Origin of the sequence: Mycolicibacterium phocaicum, from assembly GCF_010731115.1 — a bacterium.
In the GTDB taxonomy this organism is placed as follows: Bacteria; Actinomycetota; Actinomycetes; order Mycobacteriales; family Mycobacteriaceae; genus Mycobacterium; species Mycobacterium phocaicum.
The window spans coordinates 892,515-910,312 of sequence record NZ_AP022616.1 but is presented as its reverse complement, the minus strand read 5'-3'; the positions used below and the strand labels follow the sequence as shown (position 1 = coordinate 910,312).

Below are 17,798 nucleotides of genomic sequence, written 5' to 3'. Positions count from 1 at the left end.
GCGCCCGTCGCGTGTGCCTTTGTTGCGCCGTTGGTTGGCTGAACGTCGCGACGGCAAAGACCTCAACGACCAGAGCCGCGTGCTGGACTACGTCGACCAGGCACTGTTCCTGGGTTTGCGAGCCACCGGACAGGCTGCCGTCATGCAGTGCGTCTGGGTGTACGAGCACCCGGTCGATATGGAAGGCCTGCGTCGGCTGCATTACAACTTCGGCCACGGCCTGGCGGGCCGGCGCATCGAGCCGTCGATTCTGCCGTTCGGTCGGCACCGGTGGGTGTCGTCCCTGGGACCACCGGCGCCGATGCGGGTGTACGAGACGGTCCGTCCGCGCGCTGAACTGGGCGACTTCCTGGACGAACATGCGCAGATCCCGGTCGACCCGGAGTACGGACCGGCCTGGCACATGGGTGTGCAGCCGCTCGATGACGGCGCGACCGTCATCAGCATGGTCGGATCGCACTGCATCGGCGACGGTGGCGGCGCCATGCTGACGGTGTACGAGTCGGTGATGGGGCAGCGGCGCGATCTGGGTTACCCCCAGCCGCGGTCTCGGTCCGCGTTGCAGGCGCTTAGTGTCGATGTCCGGCAGACGTTCCGCGACCTACCCGAACTCGGCCGCTCGATAAAGTCGGCGGCCAGGCAGGCCTACCGGCAGCGTGCCGAGCTCCGTCGTCCGAAGAAGTCGGCGGCGGCGGGCCTTGATGCGGTCAGTGCCAAGGAAAACGTCCTGGTGCCCGCCATCTGGGCCTTCATTGATGCAGCCGAGTTCGACGCCCGTGCCAAAGCCCTTGGCGGAAACACGTATTCGTTGCTCGCCGGATTCGCTGCGCGGCTGGCCGAGCGGATGGGCCGGTTCAGTGACGCGGAGGGTGTGGTGCCGCTGATCGTCCCGATCAACGACCGCACCCTCGAGGACACTCGCGCGAATGCGGTGTTGCTCGGTGACGTTCGGATCAATCCGCACGGTGTGACCGAGGATTTGACCGAGACGCGGGCAATCATCAAAGAGGCATTGCGCAAAATGCGTGAGGAGCCCGACGAGAAGTTGGAGCTGCTGCCGCTGACGCCGTTCATTCCCAGGCGGGCCGTCACCAAGGCCGCGGATATCGCGGTCGGGTTCGGCGAACTGCCGGTGTCGTGTTCCAACCTCGGCGTGCTGCCGGACGATATCGCCCGCGCGGACGGCACCCCAGCCGAGTACGTGATGGCTCGCGGCGTCGACGGTCAAATCCCGCGTGCGGTGCTCGAGCACCGCGAAGGGCTGCTCACCGTCATCGCCATGCAGATCATTGGCCGGGTCTCGCTTGCGGTCATCGGCTACCAGCCGGGCGCCGAGAACACGAAGACCACGCTGCGTGCGCACGTGGAAGCGACGTTGGCCGAGTTCGGTCTCTCCGGCGTCTACGAATAACGCGACTACATTGCGCAGAAGTGAAGGGCCAGGGTCTATCTTGTCCACTGTTTCTCGGTCAAAGCGGACCGGCCGCACCCGATTCCGTAAGCTGCCGCCTGAGCTGGATCGCCCGCAGGACCGTCTGCACTACATGGACGAGGCGACGTTCCTGTCTTACCGGGCCAGTGGCCGGGTACAGGTCATGCTGGCGCTGTGGTTCTACGAAGGGCCCGTCGACCTGGACGGTCTGCGCCGCTTCCACGAGAACTTCGGACGGAGTCTGGCGGCTCGGCGCATTGAGCGTTCGCCGCTGCCGTTCGGGCGTGCCCGCTGGGTTGCCGCACCGGCTGTTGAGCGGCCACTCGACATCGCGGACGTGGCCCGTCCTCGTTCGGAACTGTCGGACTGGCTGGAGGAACGGTCGCAGATCCGGATCGATCCGGAGCACGGCCCCGGCTGGCACATGGGTGTCCAGACGTTCAGCGACGGTTCGACGGGCGTCGCGCTGGCACTGTCGCACTGTTTGATCGACGGCACCGGCTCGGTGGCCGCGATCATTGAATCGGTGCTCGGCCAGGGCCGCGATCTGGGTTACGCGCAGCCGGGGTCGCGGACCCGGTGGCAGGGTATCCGCGCCGATCTGCGTCAGACCAGGCGCGACTTGCCGGAGGTCCGCCGGACCGTGGTGGCAGCGGCGAAGATGCTCTACCGCCGGCGCGATGAGCTGTTCAAGTCGGGCGACTCGCGACCCGTGCCCACCGGAGTCGGTGGTGAGGAGTACGTGCTGCTGCCGTTCGCCGGCACCCACATCGACGTCGAGCAGTGGGACGCGAAGTGCGCAGCCCTCGGCGGGAATACGTATTCGCTGGCCGCGGCTTTCGCTGCTCGGCTGGGTGTCCGGATGGAGCGGCACCGTACGCAGGACAACAAGATTGCGCTCATGGTTGCAGTCAACGATCGCACCTCGATGGACGACACTCGCGCCAACGCCATGGCGTTCGCAAACCTGACCGTCGATCCGACCCACGTCGCGAAGGACCTGACCGACCTGCGGGCCGCGCTGCGCACTTCGCTCGCGGGCGCCAAGGATCAGCCCGACGAGTCGTTCATCCTGTTGCCGCTGACCCCGTTCATTCCGCGCCGTGCCGTCAACCGGACGGCAGATCTCGTGCTTGGTGACATGCCGGTGACGTGCTCGAACTTCGCCGAGCTGCCCGAGCTGATGTGCCGTCCTGACGGCGCCAATCAAGCGACGTTCCTGAATTGCTGGGGCGTCGAGCAGAAGGTCAAGAAATCCGACATCGAGCGGCCGGGCGGTCTGCTGGTGGTCGCGTCGGGTCGTTACAACGGACGGGTGAACCTCGGCATCGTGGGTTATCAGGTGGGGGCTGAGAACAGCCGGGCGATGCTGCGCGAACTCGTCCAGCAGACACTGGACGAGTTCGACCTCACGCCGCTGACCGTCTACTGACGCACGGCTTGCTCCAGCAGATCGGCGGTGCGCGCCACGCTATCGGCGGGTCGTGTCAGCCTCTGGGCGGTAGCCTGCACCCACGCCGCACAGTCCGGTTGCAGCGCGGTGCGCAGCGCGGCCTTCAGCGATGCCGGGGTGGTCTTGGAAAAGCGTTGTGACGCACCGAGTTTGAGCTTCTTGATCTGACCGGCCCAGACCGGCTGATCGGCGCTGACCCACAGCACCACCGTCGGAACGCCGGCCCGCAGTCCGGCAGCAGTAGTGCCGGCACCGCCGTGATGCACCAACGCACGGCAGAGCGGGAAGACCGCGGCATGGTTGACCGGGCCGACCAGCTTGACGTGGTCGCCGAGACGGGATGCCGGCAGATCCCAGACCCCGGAGCTGATCAGTGCGCGCTCGCCGAGCTCTGCGGTCACGTTCTCGATCATCGCAACGGCGTCGGCGGGAGACTCGACGGGCATGCTGCCGAAGCCGAAGTAGATGGGCGGCTTACCGTTCGCGATCCAGGACATGACGTCGGCATCGGTGTCGGTCGCCAGCTCCATGGACATAGATCCGACGAGCGGCCTGGTGGGACCCCACTCCGCGGACAAGCCAGGGAACAGCACCTCGTCGTACGCCTGTATCTCCAGCGCGCCGCGATCCAACATGCGCCGGATTGCGCGCACCTTCGCCGGTGCCAATCCCAGGGCCTGCCGCTGGATGTCTTCGGCTTGCTTCAGGACGCGCCAGTGGGCCCACTCACCGAGGGCGAAACCCCGGCGGATCACCGGCAGAGGCAGCGGTACGGGCACTACCTGCCGGTTCGGGCGGAACGGGAAGTAGTGCAGGGCGGCCAGCGGAATGTCGAAATATTCGGCGACATTGCCTGCGACCTCCTGGTAGGTGGTCCCGGCAAGCAGCAGGTCGGCGTCGGCGGCGATGTCGACGAGGGTCGCACTCATGTCCTGCCAGCCCTGGACCATGTACGCACGGAGCTCCCGCGCAAACGTGACGGGGTTCTGGAGCTTGAGGTGATCCCGGAAGATGTCGGCGTCGAGTTGCTGCTGAGAATCCACGCCGTAGCTGGCAGGCTCGGGCAGACCGGTGGACGTGATGAATGGAACCAGGTTCGGCGGTACCGCCATTCGTACCTGGTGACCTCGGCGCAGCAGTTCTCGTGCCACGGCTCCGCTGGGTTCGATATCTCCGCGAGTGCCATGGATGGCAATGGCAAATTTCATGTGAAGCTGCACAGGCCTTTCCGCCGGTGATCTACGCGTAGCTGGCACGAATGCGGCCATTCGGCCCGTCGGCAATTGACGGTCTGGCCCGGGTGCGGTGACTTCGACAGTGGCACACCCGATTACAGCACGCCTCGGGTCCGGAGGTTGATTTGCCGCCGCTGTGTTGCCGTGCTGGTCCATGCTTGTTGATGGTTTGCGGCGTGTAGCCTGTCGGGGATGCTGAAAAGGGCCAGGCCGAGTGGTGCGTTGGCACATGTGGGCTTTGCCGCGCTCGGCAGGTTCGCGGTGCGGCGCCCGGTGGCGATCATAGCCGCCTGGATCGGTCTTGCCGTCGTGCTGTTTCTTGCGCTTCCGCCACTGACCGATGTCGCGACGCGGCATCCACCGGACTTCCTGCCCAGCGACGCACCGACACTCATTGCCGGAAACGCGATGAAGAACGCGTTCCGCGAAGCGGACGCGGGCAACGTGGCGATCGTCCTGCTGACCAACGAACACGGTCTGAACGCTTCCGATGAGGACGTCTACAAACGACTTGTCGACGCGCTGAATGCCGACCGGACGAACGTCAAGTCGACTCAGGACTTCATCCACATTCCTGAACTGCGTCAGGTCATGATGAGCAAGGACGGGAAGTCCTGGCAGTTGCCCATCAGCTTGGTCGGCAACATGGGTACCGCGCCCGGACAGGCCGCCTATCGCGAAGCCATGACCACGGTCCGCAAAGTGGTCCAGGGCAGCGATCTGGAGTTGAACGTCGTCGGTGCAGCGGCGACATTCGAAGACATTACCGAGATCGGCGCCCACGACCAGCACTTGATCGAGACGTCCACCGGCATCCTGGTGTTCGCAATTTTGATCATCGTCTACCGGAGCGTCGTGGCGATGCTGCTGCCGCTCGTGACCATCGGCGTCTCATTGGCTGTGGCACAGCAGGTAGTCGCCGGACTTGGCCTATTGGGGCTCGGCCTCGCACCCCAGACCATCGTGCTGATGACCGGCATGATGATGGGTGCAGGAACCGACTATGCGATCTTCCTATTCAGTCGATATCAGGAGTTTGTCCGGCACGGTGAAGATTCCGACCGTGCATTGATCTCGGCGTTGACGTCCATCGGTGAGGTGATCGCCGGTTCGGCGGGCACGGTGGCCATCACCTTCCTGGCGCTGTCGTTCGCCACGTTGGGCGTGTTCGCGACGATTGGGCCGGCACTGTCCGCGACGGTTCTTATCGGCTTCCTCGCGTCGGTGACGATGCTGCCTGCGTTGATCGTGCTGGTTGGCCGGCGTGGCTGGATCAAACCGCGCAAAGATATGACCGGTCGGTTCTGGCGCCGGTCGGGCGTCCACATCGTGCGTCGCCCGGTCACGCACCTGGCCGGCAGCCTCGCGGTGCTGTTGGCGCTGGCCGGCTGCGCCACCCTGGTGGATTTCAATTACGACAACCGCAAGGACTTGCCCGAGGACGCGGCGAGTAATGCGGGCTATGAGGCATTGAACAAGCACTTCCCGGTCAGTACGACCATGCAGCAGTTCGTGCTGATTCAGTCGGCGCACGACCTGCGCGCGCCGAAGGCACTCGCAGACCTTGAGCAGATGGCCCAGCGCATCGGCCAGCTGCCGAACATCGATGCGGTCCGCGGTATTACGAGGCCCACCGGCGATGTGCTGGAGCAGGCCAAAGCGACGTATCAGGCCGGTGAGGTCGGCAGCAAGCTCAAGGACGCGTCGAATCTCATTCACGGCAATGAGAGCAATCTGCAGAAGCTGGTCGATGGCGAGTACCAATTGGCCGATGCGCTGAACCAGATTCGGACCCAAGTCTTGGGTTCGATTCAGCCGATCCGCACCATGCTGAGCCAGATGTCCGCGATTCAGAGCCGGTATGGCGGCTCGAAAACCATCGACGACTTGGATAAGTCGGCCAAGATGGTCTCCGAAATGACGTCGCTCGGTGACGCGATCGGCGGACAGTTGGTTCGCGTCGGCGACGTCTACAAGTGGTCCTCGCGGGCACTCGACATGCTCAATGCCACACCGTTCTGCAACTACTACCAAGCCTGTAACGAGCTGCGGGCCGGACTGCAGAACGTCAGTGACGGCAATGATCCCGAGACGGTGCAGAAGGTCATCAACCTCGGTCACATGTTGCAGCAGTACAAAAGCGATCCCGGTATGGACGACAAGGTCCGGGGGATTGGCACCAATATCGAAAGCGTCACCAAACTGCTCAAGCAGCTTCGGCTCTACGACACCGGTGACCTCGACAGGCGGCTGCAGCAGGCAGTTGAGGGTGTCAACCTTCTTGCTGATTCGAGCAAGCAGCTTGCCGACGGCGTCAAGCTGTTGGTCGACCAGGTCCGGACGATGGGCGGCGGCTTGAATCAGGCCTCGTCGTTCCTGCTCGGTATGCGACGCGACGCCAACACCCCCCAGATGGCTGGTTTCTACGTTCCGCCAGAAATTTTGGGCCGGAACGAATTCGAAAAAGCGGCCACGCTATTCGTCTCACCTGACGGTCACACCGTGCGCTATCTGGTTCAGACCGCTCTGGATCCATTTGGCGTGGAAGCCATGGACCAGACCAACGCCATCGTCAAGGCCGCGGAAACCGCACTACCCAATACGACACTGTCCGACGCCAAGGTGTCGATGATCGGCCTGTCGGCGGTGAACCGAGACCTGCGCGACTATTACAACAGCGACATCCAGTACATCGTGGCAGTCACGCTGATCGTGGTCTTCCTGATTCTGGTGCAGTTGCTGCGCGCGGTGGTGGCACCGCTGTACCTCGTGTTGTCAGTGGTGCTGTCGTATGGGTCAGCGTTGGGCATCGGCGTGGTGTTCTTCCAGTTCATCCTGGGTGAAGGCATCAACTGGAGCGTGCCCGGTGTGGCGTTCCTGGTGCTGGTCGCGGTGGGTGCCGACTACAACCTGCTACTGATTTCCCGAATACGTGACGAAGCGAAATACGGCGTTCCGTCAGCCATCGTGAAGACGGTCGCGGCCACCGGCGGTGTCATCACATCGGCCGGTTTGATCTTCGCCGCATCGATGCTTGCCTTGACCGTCAGTAGCATCCTCAGCGCCGTTCAGACGGGCTTCATCATCGGTGTCGGCCTGCTGCTCGACACCTTCATCGTGCGTACCGTCACCGTGCCGGCCATCGCGGCGTTGCTGCGTGACGCCAACTGGTGGCCGTCGAAGTCGCCGCGGCGGATTCGGGAGGAAGCGGCACTGGCGGCGGCTGTGGCCGATAACGAACGACGTGATGCAGAGCGTCGCGCTCGGCACGAATCCGACGAACCCGGACCGTGCCCGGATTGTGGGTATGAGGCGTCCTGCGATGCCTGCCAGATGACGACGGCGTTCGACGTCGCAGGGGCAGCGCAGTACGGGCGCGGATCTTTCGCCTGATCGGGTCGAGAGTGGTCAAGGTTCTCGAGGCCGGTTAGCATTTGCCGGTGTCGTCGTCGATTCCTTCTGAATTGATCGAAATACCCGCGTCGGGTGAGCCGATCAGCGCAATGCGTAAGCGTTGGTATTGGTTCATCGCAATCACTTTGGTGGTATGGACGACTGCCTACATCTACGCCGTCACCGAACTCATTCCGAACGGCATCTATTGGCTTTCGTACTACGCGATGAATTACGACGCCGGATTCGTTCGCCGCGGTCTTGCCGGTGCAATAGTCGCGTGGTTTCCCAAGGACCAGTACTTCATTGTCACAATGGGGCTTCTCGTTGGTGCCGTCGCTGTATATTTGTGCGCCCTACTGGCTTTGATGACGCATGTGCTGCGCGGTGGCAAGCGCACAGAACGTCGGGTGATCGTTGCGCTGTTCGTACCCGTGCTGCCGTGCACATTCACCTTCGCGTTGCTGGGTCCACGTCCAGAACTGGCGGCGGCCGGTGCTTTGGTGGTGTTCGGATTGGCGTTGACCCGAGTGCACAGTATGCGTGGCACGGTGGTCTGCAGCGCCGGGTTCGGCTTGTTTATCGCCCTAGCTGCTTTTGTGCATGAGGGCATACCGCTTGAATTCGCGCTTGGTGCGGTTCTGGCGATTGCTGTGTTGGCTCCTGTGGAGCAGGCGCGGACCCGTCGGACGTGCATGGCCGTCGCAGTGGGCCCAGGACTCTTGGCGACCGCCGCGATCAGCGTCCTGGGACGGCGGGATGTCGCGGACGTGACCTGTCGCGGGATTCCGCACGCCATGATGAGGAACACGTTCAAAGTGCCACCCGAAAAGTTCGGGGACTACATGGCCGGGCGTTTCCAGAGTGTGTCGGACTACCACGATTGGGTTTGCGCCAACGTCTTGCCGGCGTTTGACCAGAACTTGGTGGGAGGCATGCAGTCGGTGCGGTCATTGGGGGTCCCGACCTTGGTGGGCGGTTTCACGCATGGGCTGCTGGTGTGTATCGGAACGGTATTGGTGATGGCATACGCCACCAAAGTCAGTCTCAAGGCTTTCGTGCCGAGTATCCGCGGTGGCCTGTTGGTTCCGGCGGCGGCGCTGGCGTTGATGATTCCGGTCTTCGCCACGGGCGTGGACTGGATTCGGTGGTGGATGCTCATCACCATCAACATCGTTTGTGTCTTCCTGCTCTGGGCGTCGGGCCGACCGGAGATCGATTCACCGCTCGCCAAACGCGAGCGGAGGATACTGTTCGGCCTCGGTATTTTGTTCGCGCTCATACCGTTTGGCGGTACCGCAGGGTATGCGGCCGGCTTTGCCAAGTCGGGCTAGTCGCCGCAAAGTGTGACCAACCGAAGCTGGGCTGTATATGACCTGTGATACTGCTCGCTATGACCGAAGTGACGCCTGTCGTCAGCGTGGTGACAATCACCTACAACCACGAAGAATTTGTCGCTGAGGCACTGCAGAGTTTCGTCGATCAAGAAGTCGACTTTCCTATAGAAGTGATCGTCGCCGACGATGCCTCGACGGACCGCACGCCCGAGATCATCCAGCTCTATACAGATCGCTATCCGCAGCTGTTCCGCCCAGTTCTGCGCTCGAAGAACGTCGGCGCCTTTTCGAATCTCATTGATGCCTTGTCCGCTTCGCGTGGCACCTTCATTGCCTTGTGTGAGGGCGACGACTATTGGACGGACCCGCACAAACTCGCAAAGCAGGTCGCCTATCTGCGGGAGCACCCCGATACGTCTGTCTGCTTCCACCCGGTGCGGGTTATTTGGACCGATGGTTCGGCACCGGATTCGATTTATCCACCGACGCACCGCCGACGGAACCTCACCGTCGACGCACTGTTCAAATGGAACTTCATCCAGACGAGGGCCTTGACCCCGGATGGTGGACACGGGATTTGGATTAAGCAGCTTCTGGCAGCGTAACGAATGTGTGGGTGTTTTCGTAGCCGGCCGGGCTGGAATAGCGGCAGCGGGAGTGCCTCCGTTTCAGGTTGTAGCGGACCAGCCAGCGGAACACTTCACGGCGGCAGGTAGCAGCGTCGGGCCACTGGCTGCGGTCCTGCAGGATCTCGCGTTTGAGGGAGGCGTTGAACGATTCGGCGAGCGCGTTATCGGCACTTGACCCCACCCCACCCATCGACTGGACGACGCCCAGATCTGCGCAGAGTGTCGCGAAATCCTTTGAGGTGTACTGACTTCCGTGATCTGAGTGGAATATCGCACCGGCCAGCGAGCCCCGTAACGCGTCAGCGGCTTTGAGGGCATCTTCGACCAGTTCAGTGCGCATGTGCTCAGCGATCGCCCACCCCGCGACCCGGCCGGAGAAGCAGTCGATCACTGTCGCGAGATACAGATTCGCCCCGGTGGCCAAGGGTAGGTAGGTGATGTCGCCGACGTACTTCACATTGGGTGCGGTCGCGGTGAAGTCCCGCCCGAGCAGGTCCGGGACCTTCTGATTCGCCGGATCCGGGGTGGTCGTTTTCACGCGTCGTCGCCGGCGGTAGCCGGCGATCCCGGCACCCCTCATCACCCGGGCCACCCGCTTGTGGTTGACCCGCTCACCGTCGGGTGCACCGTCGTTGAGTTCGGCGGTGATCCGCGGTGCCCCGTAGGTGTTGTCTTCGTCGTGCACGGTGCGGATACGTGCGGCCAGCTCCTGGTCAGCGGCGATGCGGGCGGCTCGGCCGTCGGCAGCGGCCAACCAGGCGTAGAACGAGGAACGCGCGATCTCGACGACTGCGCATAGCCACTTCACCGGGTAGGTGTGCAGGTGGTCGGCGACGAACTGGAAGCGGCTCACCAGTTCGTCTCCCCGGCGAAATATTTGGCCGCCGACCGCAGGATGTCACGCTCGGTGGCCAACCGGGCCTCGGTGGCGCGTAACGCCCTGTTCTCGGCGCGTAGCCGGGCCAGCTCCTGGTCCGGGGTCTGCTCGCCCGGTGCCGGCTCACCGGCAGAACTCGGGCTACGGTGCCGGATCGGCACCCCAGCGGCCTTGCACCAGGCCGACAGCGTCACCCCACTGATGCCGAGCTCGTCAGCGATCGCGGTGATCGTCGCGCCCTCAGTGTCTCGGTACAGCGCCACCGCATCCCGCTTGAACTCGTCCGGGTAATTCTTCCTTGCCATCGGTGTCGATCATCTCGCTTCCCCCGCCAATCTTGCGGGATTCAGCGTGTCCAACACTTGGGGTCAGGACCCCGAATTCAGCCATGTATCGGCGGGCGGAATCGTATGAAGGAATCCCTCCCGACGCCATGCCGCTGGATTGGATTCTGCACACCATGCACGCGGTACGAGGCGAAGTAGCCATGCTGGCCGACACCATGAGCGTCTACCGCCGCCACCCGTACGGAATGTGGTACGTGAAAGACACGAATAGGGTGAAATTCTGGCAGCAGCATGGTGCTCGGTATGTGGCGATGCTCGACGCGATGTTTGGTTTGGCAGCAGATAATCGCAAGCGGCAGAACGCTGTTCTCGCAGTGAGCCGGGGTGCCCTGGGTCAGTTGGCGTCGGTTCCTGGGCCGGATGGCCGGGCGTTGCTGCTGGATACGACTGCTGCCTATCCGCGGTTGTATGGCGATAGCCTGATCCAACGGTTGGCGGTCAAGATGGCCGTGCAGGTTCAGCGTGCCAGTACGGCCGTGGCGCAAATAGCGTTGGCCCGCAAGGATTGAACTACGACGCTTCGGGCGTCGGACTGAGGTAATCCGCCAGCTGGTCGGTGTAGAACGCCGGCTCGAAACCCGTCGCTTCGACCTTGGTCAGGTCCAGCGCACTGTTGTGCGGTCGGGGTGCAAAGGGCGCTTGCGCGGTTGCGAAGTAATCCTCGGTGCTGACGTCGCGCACCCGGGACGGATCATGGCCGGTAATCGTGAATATCCGACGTGCGATCTCCGCCCACGATTCGATGGGACCCGATGACCGCGCTCACTGAATTTCCCCACTGACGCTCATCGGAATTCCCCACCAGTGTGGCTCCGCCGAGAAGGGCGGGCCTCCCTCGAAGCTGCTGGTGTCTGACGCCAGTTGCTTCATCGAAGGAGGCCCGCTTTCTCATGCTCACATGGGAGGACGATGTGGAAGTACATGCCCTGCACAAACGTGGTTGGTCGATCTCGGCGATCGCCCGCCACACCGGCTTCGATCGCAAGACGGTCCGCAAGTATTTGGCCGGTGACGGCACGCCCGGGGTCCGCGCCCGGCCTGGCCCTGATCCGTTCGAGCCGTTCGTCGACTACGTCGCCGCGAGGCTGACCGAGGACCCACACCTGTGGGCCCGCACCCTGTTCGACGAGCTGGAGGACCTGGGGTTCGGGTTGTCGTATCAGAGCCTGACCCGCAACATCCGCGCCCGCAGCCTGCGCCCGGTCTGTGAGGCTTGCCGGACCGCCACGCAGCGCCCGAACGCGGTAATCCCGCACGAGCCCGGGGATGAAACCCAATGGGACTGGCTGGAATTACCCGATCCACCGCAGTCGTGGGGTTGGGGCAAGACCGCGCACCTGCTGGTCGGCTCGCTGGCGCATTCCGGGAAGTGGCGCGGCTATCTGGCACCCTTGGAGGATCAGCCGCATCTGGTCGCCGGCCTGGACCGCGTCACCCGCGGCCTCGGTGGACTCACGCGGGTGTGGCGCTTCGATCGGATGGCGACCGTGTGTGACCCCGGCTCGGGTCGGGTGACGGCGTCGTTCGCCGGGGTGGCCAAGCACTACGGCGTCGCGGTGGCGATCTGCCCGGCCCGGCGCGGCAACCGCAAGGGCGTGGTGGAGAAGGTCAATCACACCGCCGCGCAACGCTGGTGGCGCACCCTGGCCGACGAGGCCACCGTGGAGGCGGCCCAGGCCAGCGTGGATCGCTTCGCCCGGGTCCGTGGTGACACCCGAATGCGTGCCACCGCTGACGGGCGGTCCTCGGTCGCTGTCGTGGCCAAGGCCGAACCGCTACTCCCGGCGCCGGCGCAGGCGTATCCCGTCATCGTCTCCGAGCGTCGGACTGCGTCCCGGCAGGCATTGGTGCCCTACCGCGGCAATCGCTACTCAGTGCCCCCGGAACTGGCCGCCGCCCAGGTCGTGGTGTCCCATCCGGTCGGGGGCGAGTTCTGCGACATCGCCACCACGAGCGGGATCATCGTCGCTCGGCACCGGATGGCCGCCGACGGGCTTGGGGTGATGGTGCGTGACAGCGGGCATGTCATCGCCTTGGACACCGCGGCGATGGCCACCGCAGCCACCGGGCGTCCGCATCGCCCCAAGGAACGCATCCCACCGGGACCGGCCGCTAAAGCCGCTGCCGCGCAACTGCTTGCACTCAAGCGGCCATCCACCACCGCTATTGAAACATCGACTCCATCAACTGATTCCACCGTCATCGACTTGTCCGCCTACGAGCGGGCCGCCCAGAACAGGACCATCCAATGACCGCCACGCCGCCCAACGCCACGACCGCCACGGAGGAGTCGCCGTCGACGGTGGCGAGCCGCTATCAGCAGCTGCGCTCGCACCTGGCCGAACTCAAACTCACCGCGGCCGCCGAAGCCCTCCCCGCGGTGCTCGACCAGGCCACCGTCGAAGGCCTGTCCCTGACCGTCGCATTGGAGCGACTGCTGGCCGTGGAAGTCGAGGCCTCCACCGCCCGCCGGTTGGCGAGCCGGTTGCGGTTCGCCTGCCTGCCCACCCCGGCCACCCTCGATGACTTCGACGTCGACTCCGCCGCCGGGATCGACCGCAAGCTCATCGACGAGCTGGGCACTTGCCGCTACCTGGAATCGGCGACCAACATCCTGCTCATCGGGCCACCGGGCACCGGCAAGACGCATCTGTCCGTCGGATTGGCGAGGGCTGCAGCACATGCCGGCTACCGGACCTACTTCACCACCGCCGCCGACCTGGCCGCCCGGTGTCATCGCGCAGCGATCGAGGGGCGCTGGGCCACCACGATGCGGTTCTTCGCCGGTCCGACGCTGCTGGTGATCGATGAGCTGGGGTACTTGCCGTTGCCCGCCGAAGCCGCTTCGGCGTTGTTTCAGGTTGTCTCCCAACGGTATTTGAAGACCAGCATCGTCATCACTACCAACCGCGGGGTGGGAGCCTGGGGTGAGATCCTCGGCGACACCACCGTGGCCGCCGCAATGCTCGACCGCCTGCTGCACCGCTCGGTCGTCATCAACCTCGACGGCGAGTCCTATCGGCTACGCGACCATCATGCCGCCGCGGAAACCCTCCGCCGGACCACCACCGGAACCCGCCAACAACTACACTGACCACTGCTCACAGGTGAGGAATTTCGGCGAGCACAGCCGGGGATTTTCGATGAGCGCCGTCAGCAGTACCGGTGTATTGGCGTTGCACACCGACGGTCCCCATACCCTTTCTTGAGGTCCCCCAGTTCCATCGACGACCAGTACTGCATCGGGGTCGGCGAATGCGGTCCACACATAGTCACGCATATCATCAGCAACCGCTCCTCACCCCACGATGCGCGAGAAAGCATGTGCTGCAACCCATGGGGTGTTACATCACCGCGTTCCTCGGCGATCGTCCAGCAGTTTTTGCGTTCCAGATTCGACAGCAATCCCAACATCAGCCCCGCGGCGGCATGACGAACGGGTTCGTATCGGGCGAACGAGGGTCGGACGCGATCGACCAGCGCGCCGAAATCATCGAGCCAGCTATCAGCGCAAACACGCCGACCCCCAGCTACAACTGTAGTACTACGCCAACTCGCTCCGACCGCGCTGGATGAGCGGCCGCCTCGGCTTCAAGAAGAAAGGCCGCCGAGGCCGAAGATCGGGCTTCAACGCCGAGGCCGAAGATCGGGCTTCAACGCCGAGGGTCCGATGGCCGACCAGATCGTGGCCGCTATACCTTTCTGGGAACGAATTCCAAAGTCCTCCAACAAGTGCCTGCGATATGGCAGTCCCGGTCCCAACATCCTGGTCCCACTGTGGTTTTCGCCTGTATCGACGTGATAGACCACCGCGGAAAACGGCAACGCTGCGAGACTGCGTCCGCGAGCGCGCCACCACTCGAGTGCGTATCGGTGATCACCGATGACGTGCTCAATCGCGTCGACGCCGGGGCCTTGACCCCGGATGGTGGACACGGGATTTGGATTAAGCAGCTTCTGGCAGCGTAACGAATGTGTGGGTGTTTTCGTAGCCGGCCGGGCTGGAATAGCGGCAGCGGGAGTGCCTCCGTTTCAGGTTGTAGCGGACCAGCCAGCGGAACACTTCACGGCGGCAGGTAGCAGCGTCGGGCCACTGGCTGCGGTCCTGCAGGATCTCGCGTTTGAGGGAGGCGTTGAACGATTCGGCGAGCGCGTTATCGGCACTTGACCCCACCCCACCCATCGACTGGACGACGCCCAGATCTGCGCAGAGTGTCGCGAAATCCTTTGAGGTGTACTGACTTCCGTGATCTGAGTGGAATATCGCACCGGCCAGCGAGCCCCGTAACGCGTCAGCGGCTTTGAGGGCATCTTCGACCAGTTCAGTGCGCATGTGCTCAGCGATCGCCCACCCCGCGACCCGGCCGGAGAAGCAGTCGATCACTGTCGCGAGATACAGATTCGCCCCGGTGGCCAAGGGTAGGTAGGTGATGTCGCCGACGTACTTCACATTGGGTGCGGTCGCGGTGAAGTCCCGCCCGAGCAGGTCCGGGACCTTCTGATTCGCCGGATCCGGGTGGTCGTTTTCACGCGTCGTCGCCGGCGGTAGCCGGCGATCCCGGCACCCCTCATCACCCGGGCCACCCGCTTGTGGTTGACCCGCTCACCGTCGGGTGCACCGTCGTTGAGTTCGGCGGTGATCCGCGGTGCCCCGTAGGTGTTGTCTTCGTCGTGCACGGTGCGGATACGTGCGGCCAGCTCCTGGTCAGCGGCGATGCGGGCGGCTCGGCCGTCGGCAGCGGCCAACCAGGCGTAGAACGAGGAACGCGCGATCTCGACGACTGCGCATAGCCACTTCACCGGGTAGGTGTGCAGGTGGTCGGCGACGAACTGGAAGCGGCTCACCAGTTCGTCTCCCCGGCGAAATATTTGGCCGCCGACCGCAGGATGTCACGCTCGGTGGCCAACCGGGCCTCGGTGGCGCGTAACGCCCTGTTCTCGGCGCGTAGCCGGGCCAGCTCCTGGTCCGGGGTCTGCTCGCCCGGTGCCGGCTCACCGGCAGAACTCGGGCTACGGTGCCGGATCGGCACCCCAGCGGCCTTGCACCAGGCCGACAGCGTCACCCCACTGATGCCGAGCTCGTCAGCGATCGCGGTGATCGTCGCGCCCTCAGTGTCTCGGTACAGCGCCACCGCATCCCGCTTGAACTCGTCCGGGTAATTCTTCCTTGCCATCGGTGTCGATCATCTCGCTTCCCCCGCCAATCTTGCGGGATTCAGCGTGTCCAACACTTGGGGTCAGGACCCCCGAACGCATCGACGACCTCTGACTGCGTAGATGACACCGTAAGGTGATCAGGCACCTCGAACGCTGCAAACGGAACGACGAAGGACGTGCCGCAGATCCGGAATAGCCGGTTGCGCCGAACATAGCTGTTCCTGGCGCGCGAGTACATCCAACCTTTGCGAACCACCCAACCTTGACTGTCTGGATGGTCATGCACATAGCGGGCTACATCGCGGTGGAGATAGTCGTCGGCGTCGAAGAACATCACAAAATCAGGAGAAAATTCACGTGCTGCGGCCAAGCCGATCCCGGTCTTGGTGCCTTTGTCCCAAATCACCGGTCCCATCCCGGTCTGTGCCCCGCGTTGCGCAGTGGGAGGCGGAAAATTGACGCCCACGAAGTGCATCTGTGGCGGCAGCGGGAAAGCCGGCTTTTGATTGCCCACAACAATGACCACATAGTCATCGCAAGCCTGCCGCGCGATCGAATCGAGTGTGTCGGATAGGAATTCCTCCACCTGGCCGTAGTCGGTCGAATTTCTCGGATGTCTGATTGTGGTGATAAAAGCCAGCATTGCTTTTCTCTCCGCAGTCGAGGGCAGTACCTTTGAACGGACCCATTATACCTCGTTCTGCGTGGCTTCGTTGAATACTTTCAGCCGCATTTCTGGCGAAGAGGTACACATTCTGTCACAGTAAAAATTGCTGAAAAATTATTCTTGTCACCAAGAGTAATTCCCGGCAAAGTTGTCGCCCGTAGATTCGCCCTCTGGCCAGCTATTAGATTTCCTCGAAGAGTGTCAGAGGTGAGCAGCTGGACCTATGGGAAAAGTTTGCGGAGACTCGCCCGCGTGCCAGCCATCTTCGTGCGTGTTAGCTCGGGCCGTAGATTCAGCACCGGTCGCCCGCCGTGCGGCGCTGGTCGGTGTCGGCCGACCAAGCGACGCGGCCGGCGCGTTTGAGGTGGGCAGGCGGGCAGCAAAAGCGCCCCGTGCGATGGACACGATGGTGCCGCTCGTGCGCCCACCATCCGTGCTTACACCTGATCCCGGTGAATGCGGGTATCCACCGGGATCAGTGCACAGCGAAAACGCCGGTTACCGGCGTGGGCAATCAGCTGCGCAACAGTGCGAGATGTTCGGGTGTGCGCGCTTTCCTGTAGCGCCGCAGTCGCCGTGAGTTGCTCCGGAACGCCGGGTCGAGAATCTTGATTTTAGTGGCCGGCGGGTGCCAGAGGTGATAGGCGGGACCGCTGATACGCGACGGATTACCGTTCGCCTTGCCGTGCCCGCCGACAATACCGGCGGCAAGCCAAAAGGCGTTGTCCTCGCAACCCCAGCCGCAGAATTCCTCGTCGAATCCGCCGACGGCATCCCACAGGCGGCGAGGCACGGCAACGACCGACGACTGCGTCAGCAGTTCCCGTTTACGGGTTCGGACCGAGCGGAGTCCTCGCGGATCCAGTTCCGAGTCGGCCATGAACCGATCAGTCGACTCCTCGGTGAGCTCGACGACCCTGGTGAGGGCCGAAGTCAACAGCTCAGTCGAATGTGCTCGCGCGACTGCATCCTCGAATTGTGACGGTGCCACCAGGGTGTCGGAATCGCAAATCACCGCAACGTCCCAGTCACCCGCTTCAGTGGCGGCGTGGTTGATCGCAGCGCTGCGGTTGAACAACCCGGCGGGAGATTCGCCGATGTAAATCGGGTAGTCGGGATGATGTCTCTTGAGCCACGCTGCTGTGAAGCTCCACAGCTCATCGCGCCTGCCACCATCGGGTCGATAGGGCACCAGGATCACCGTGCGCAAACGTCTGAACCTCTCCATACGGGTCGCGGTCTAGTTGCTGACAGCATATATGCCTGCGTGT

General features: G+C 63.5%; 13 protein-coding genes and 1 pseudogene. 8 read left to right on the top strand and 6 right to left on the bottom strand.

All coding sequences use genetic code 11. The features are described from left to right. Positions 1 to 34 precede the first annotated feature (34 nt). A complete protein-coding gene (locus G6N46_RS04405; RefSeq protein WP_234880642.1) occupies positions 35 to 1,411 on the top strand; it encodes a hypothetical protein in 1,377 nt (458 codons plus the stop codon). Between the two features lie 40 nt (positions 1,412 to 1,451). After that, positions 1,452 to 2,864: a condensation domain-containing protein gene (locus G6N46_RS04400; protein ID WP_138249207.1), complete on the top strand. Its 1,413-nt coding sequence runs from the start codon at positions 1,452 to 1,454 to the stop codon at positions 2,862 to 2,864. Here G6N46_RS04400 and G6N46_RS04395 read toward each other — a convergent pair. Continuing rightward, positions 2,858 to 4,093, bottom strand: a complete 1,236-nt coding sequence (locus G6N46_RS04395; RefSeq protein WP_138249208.1) for a glycosyltransferase — start codon at positions 4,091 to 4,093, stop codon at positions 2,858 to 2,860. The genes G6N46_RS04400 and G6N46_RS04395 overlap by 7 nt on opposite strands. Before the next feature lie 300 nt (positions 4,094 to 4,393). On the opposite strand from G6N46_RS04395, the gene G6N46_RS04390 reads away from it, so the two are divergent. The 3 genes from G6N46_RS04390 to G6N46_RS04380 are packed head-to-tail and all read left to right on the top strand — an operon-like array spanning position 4,394 to position 9,455. Beyond that, the gene (locus tag G6N46_RS04390) at positions 4,394 to 7,513 is read left to right on the top strand and encodes an MMPL/RND family transporter (RefSeq protein WP_234880643.1); all 3,120 of its coding nucleotides are present in this window, start codon (positions 4,394 to 4,396) and stop codon (positions 7,511 to 7,513) included. Between the two features lie 47 nt (positions 7,514 to 7,560). After that, positions 7,561 to 8,847, top strand: a complete 1,287-nt coding sequence (locus tag G6N46_RS04385; RefSeq protein WP_138249209.1) for an Rv1490 family membrane protein — start codon at positions 7,561 to 7,563, stop codon at positions 8,845 to 8,847. Positions 8,848 to 8,906: 59 nt separating this feature from the next. Then, the gene (locus G6N46_RS04380; protein WP_138249210.1) at positions 8,907 to 9,455 is read left to right on the top strand and encodes a glycosyltransferase family 2 protein; all 549 of its coding nucleotides are present in this window, start codon (positions 8,907 to 8,909) and stop codon (positions 9,453 to 9,455) included. On the opposite strand, the gene G6N46_RS04375 is transcribed toward G6N46_RS04380, so the two are convergent. Then, a protein-coding gene (locus G6N46_RS04375) for an IS3 family transposase (protein ID WP_407665076.1) occupies positions 9,433 to 10,661 on the bottom strand; the annotation gives its coding sequence in 2 pieces (ribosomal slippage) (positions 9,433 to 10,349 and positions 10,349 to 10,661; 1,230 coding nt in all). The two genes, G6N46_RS04380 and G6N46_RS04375, sit on opposite strands and share 23 nt — an antisense overlap. A 182-nt stretch (positions 10,662 to 10,843) precedes the next feature. Here G6N46_RS04375 and G6N46_RS04370 point away from each other — a divergent pair. Beyond that, the gene (locus G6N46_RS04370; RefSeq protein ID WP_138251352.1) at positions 10,844 to 11,212 is read left to right on the top strand and encodes a hypothetical protein; all 369 of its coding nucleotides are present in this window, start codon (positions 10,844 to 10,846) and stop codon (positions 11,210 to 11,212) included. Between the two features lies 1 nt (position 11,213). Here G6N46_RS04370 and G6N46_RS04365 read toward each other — a convergent pair whose 3' ends face one another. Beyond that, positions 11,214 to 11,429, bottom strand: a complete 216-nt coding sequence (locus G6N46_RS04365) for an SDR family oxidoreductase (protein ID WP_268815748.1) — start codon at positions 11,427 to 11,429, stop codon at positions 11,214 to 11,216. 164 nt (positions 11,430 to 11,593) lie between these two features. On the opposite strand from G6N46_RS04365, the gene G6N46_RS04360 reads away from it, so the two are divergent. Together G6N46_RS04360 and istB are read left to right on the top strand one after the other, a co-directional pair. Next, complete coding sequence (locus G6N46_RS04360; RefSeq protein ID WP_138251354.1) at positions 11,594 to 12,955, top strand: Mu transposase domain-containing protein; 1,362 nt, start codon at positions 11,594 to 11,596, stop codon at positions 12,953 to 12,955. Beyond that, positions 12,952 to 13,797, top strand: coding sequence for an IS21-like element helper ATPase IstB (gene istB, locus G6N46_RS04355; protein ID WP_064630783.1), 846 nt, complete (start codon positions 12,952 to 12,954; stop codon positions 13,795 to 13,797). Before G6N46_RS04360 ends, istB begins: the two co-directional genes overlap by 4 nt. Before the next feature lie 852 nt (positions 13,798 to 14,649). Here istB and G6N46_RS04350 read toward each other — a convergent pair. The 3 genes and pseudogenes from G6N46_RS04350 to G6N46_RS04340 all read right to left on the bottom strand — a co-directional run bounded on the left by G6N46_RS04350 (position 14,650) and on the right by G6N46_RS04340 (position 17,728). Then, positions 14,650 to 15,877, bottom strand: a pseudogene (locus G6N46_RS04350) (IS3 family transposase). A 41-nt stretch (positions 15,878 to 15,918) separates the two neighbouring features. After that, the gene (locus tag G6N46_RS04345) at positions 15,919 to 16,503 is read right to left on the bottom strand and encodes a glycosyltransferase family A protein (protein WP_138249234.1); all 585 of its coding nucleotides are present in this window, start codon (positions 16,501 to 16,503) and stop codon (positions 15,919 to 15,921) included. Positions 16,504 to 17,041: 538 nt separating this feature from the next. Further along, positions 17,042 to 17,728, bottom strand: a complete 687-nt coding sequence (locus G6N46_RS04340; RefSeq protein ID WP_234880661.1) for a galactosyltransferase-related protein — start codon at positions 17,726 to 17,728, stop codon at positions 17,042 to 17,044. Positions 17,729 to 17,798: the final 70 nt, after the last annotated feature.

Coding starts and splice junctions, on each gene's coding strand:
- G6N46_RS04395 (WP_138249208.1), bottom strand. CDS start 4,093: ATGAAATTTGCCATTGCCATCCATGGCACTCGCGGAGATATCGAACCC.
- G6N46_RS04380 (WP_138249210.1), top strand. CDS start 8,907: ATGACCGAAGTGACGCCTGTCGTCAGCGTGGTGACAATCACCTACAAC.
- G6N46_RS04370 (WP_138251352.1), top strand. CDS start 10,844: ATGCTGGCCGACACCATGAGCGTCTACCGCCGCCACCCGTACGGAATG.
- G6N46_RS04360 (WP_138251354.1), top strand. CDS start 11,594: ATGCTCACATGGGAGGACGATGTGGAAGTACATGCCCTGCACAAACGT.
- istB (WP_064630783.1), top strand. CDS start 12,952: ATGACCGCCACGCCGCCCAACGCCACGACCGCCACGGAGGAGTCGCCG.
- G6N46_RS04345 (WP_138249234.1), bottom strand. CDS start 16,503: ATGCTGGCTTTTATCACCACAATCAGACATCCGAGAAATTCGACCGAC.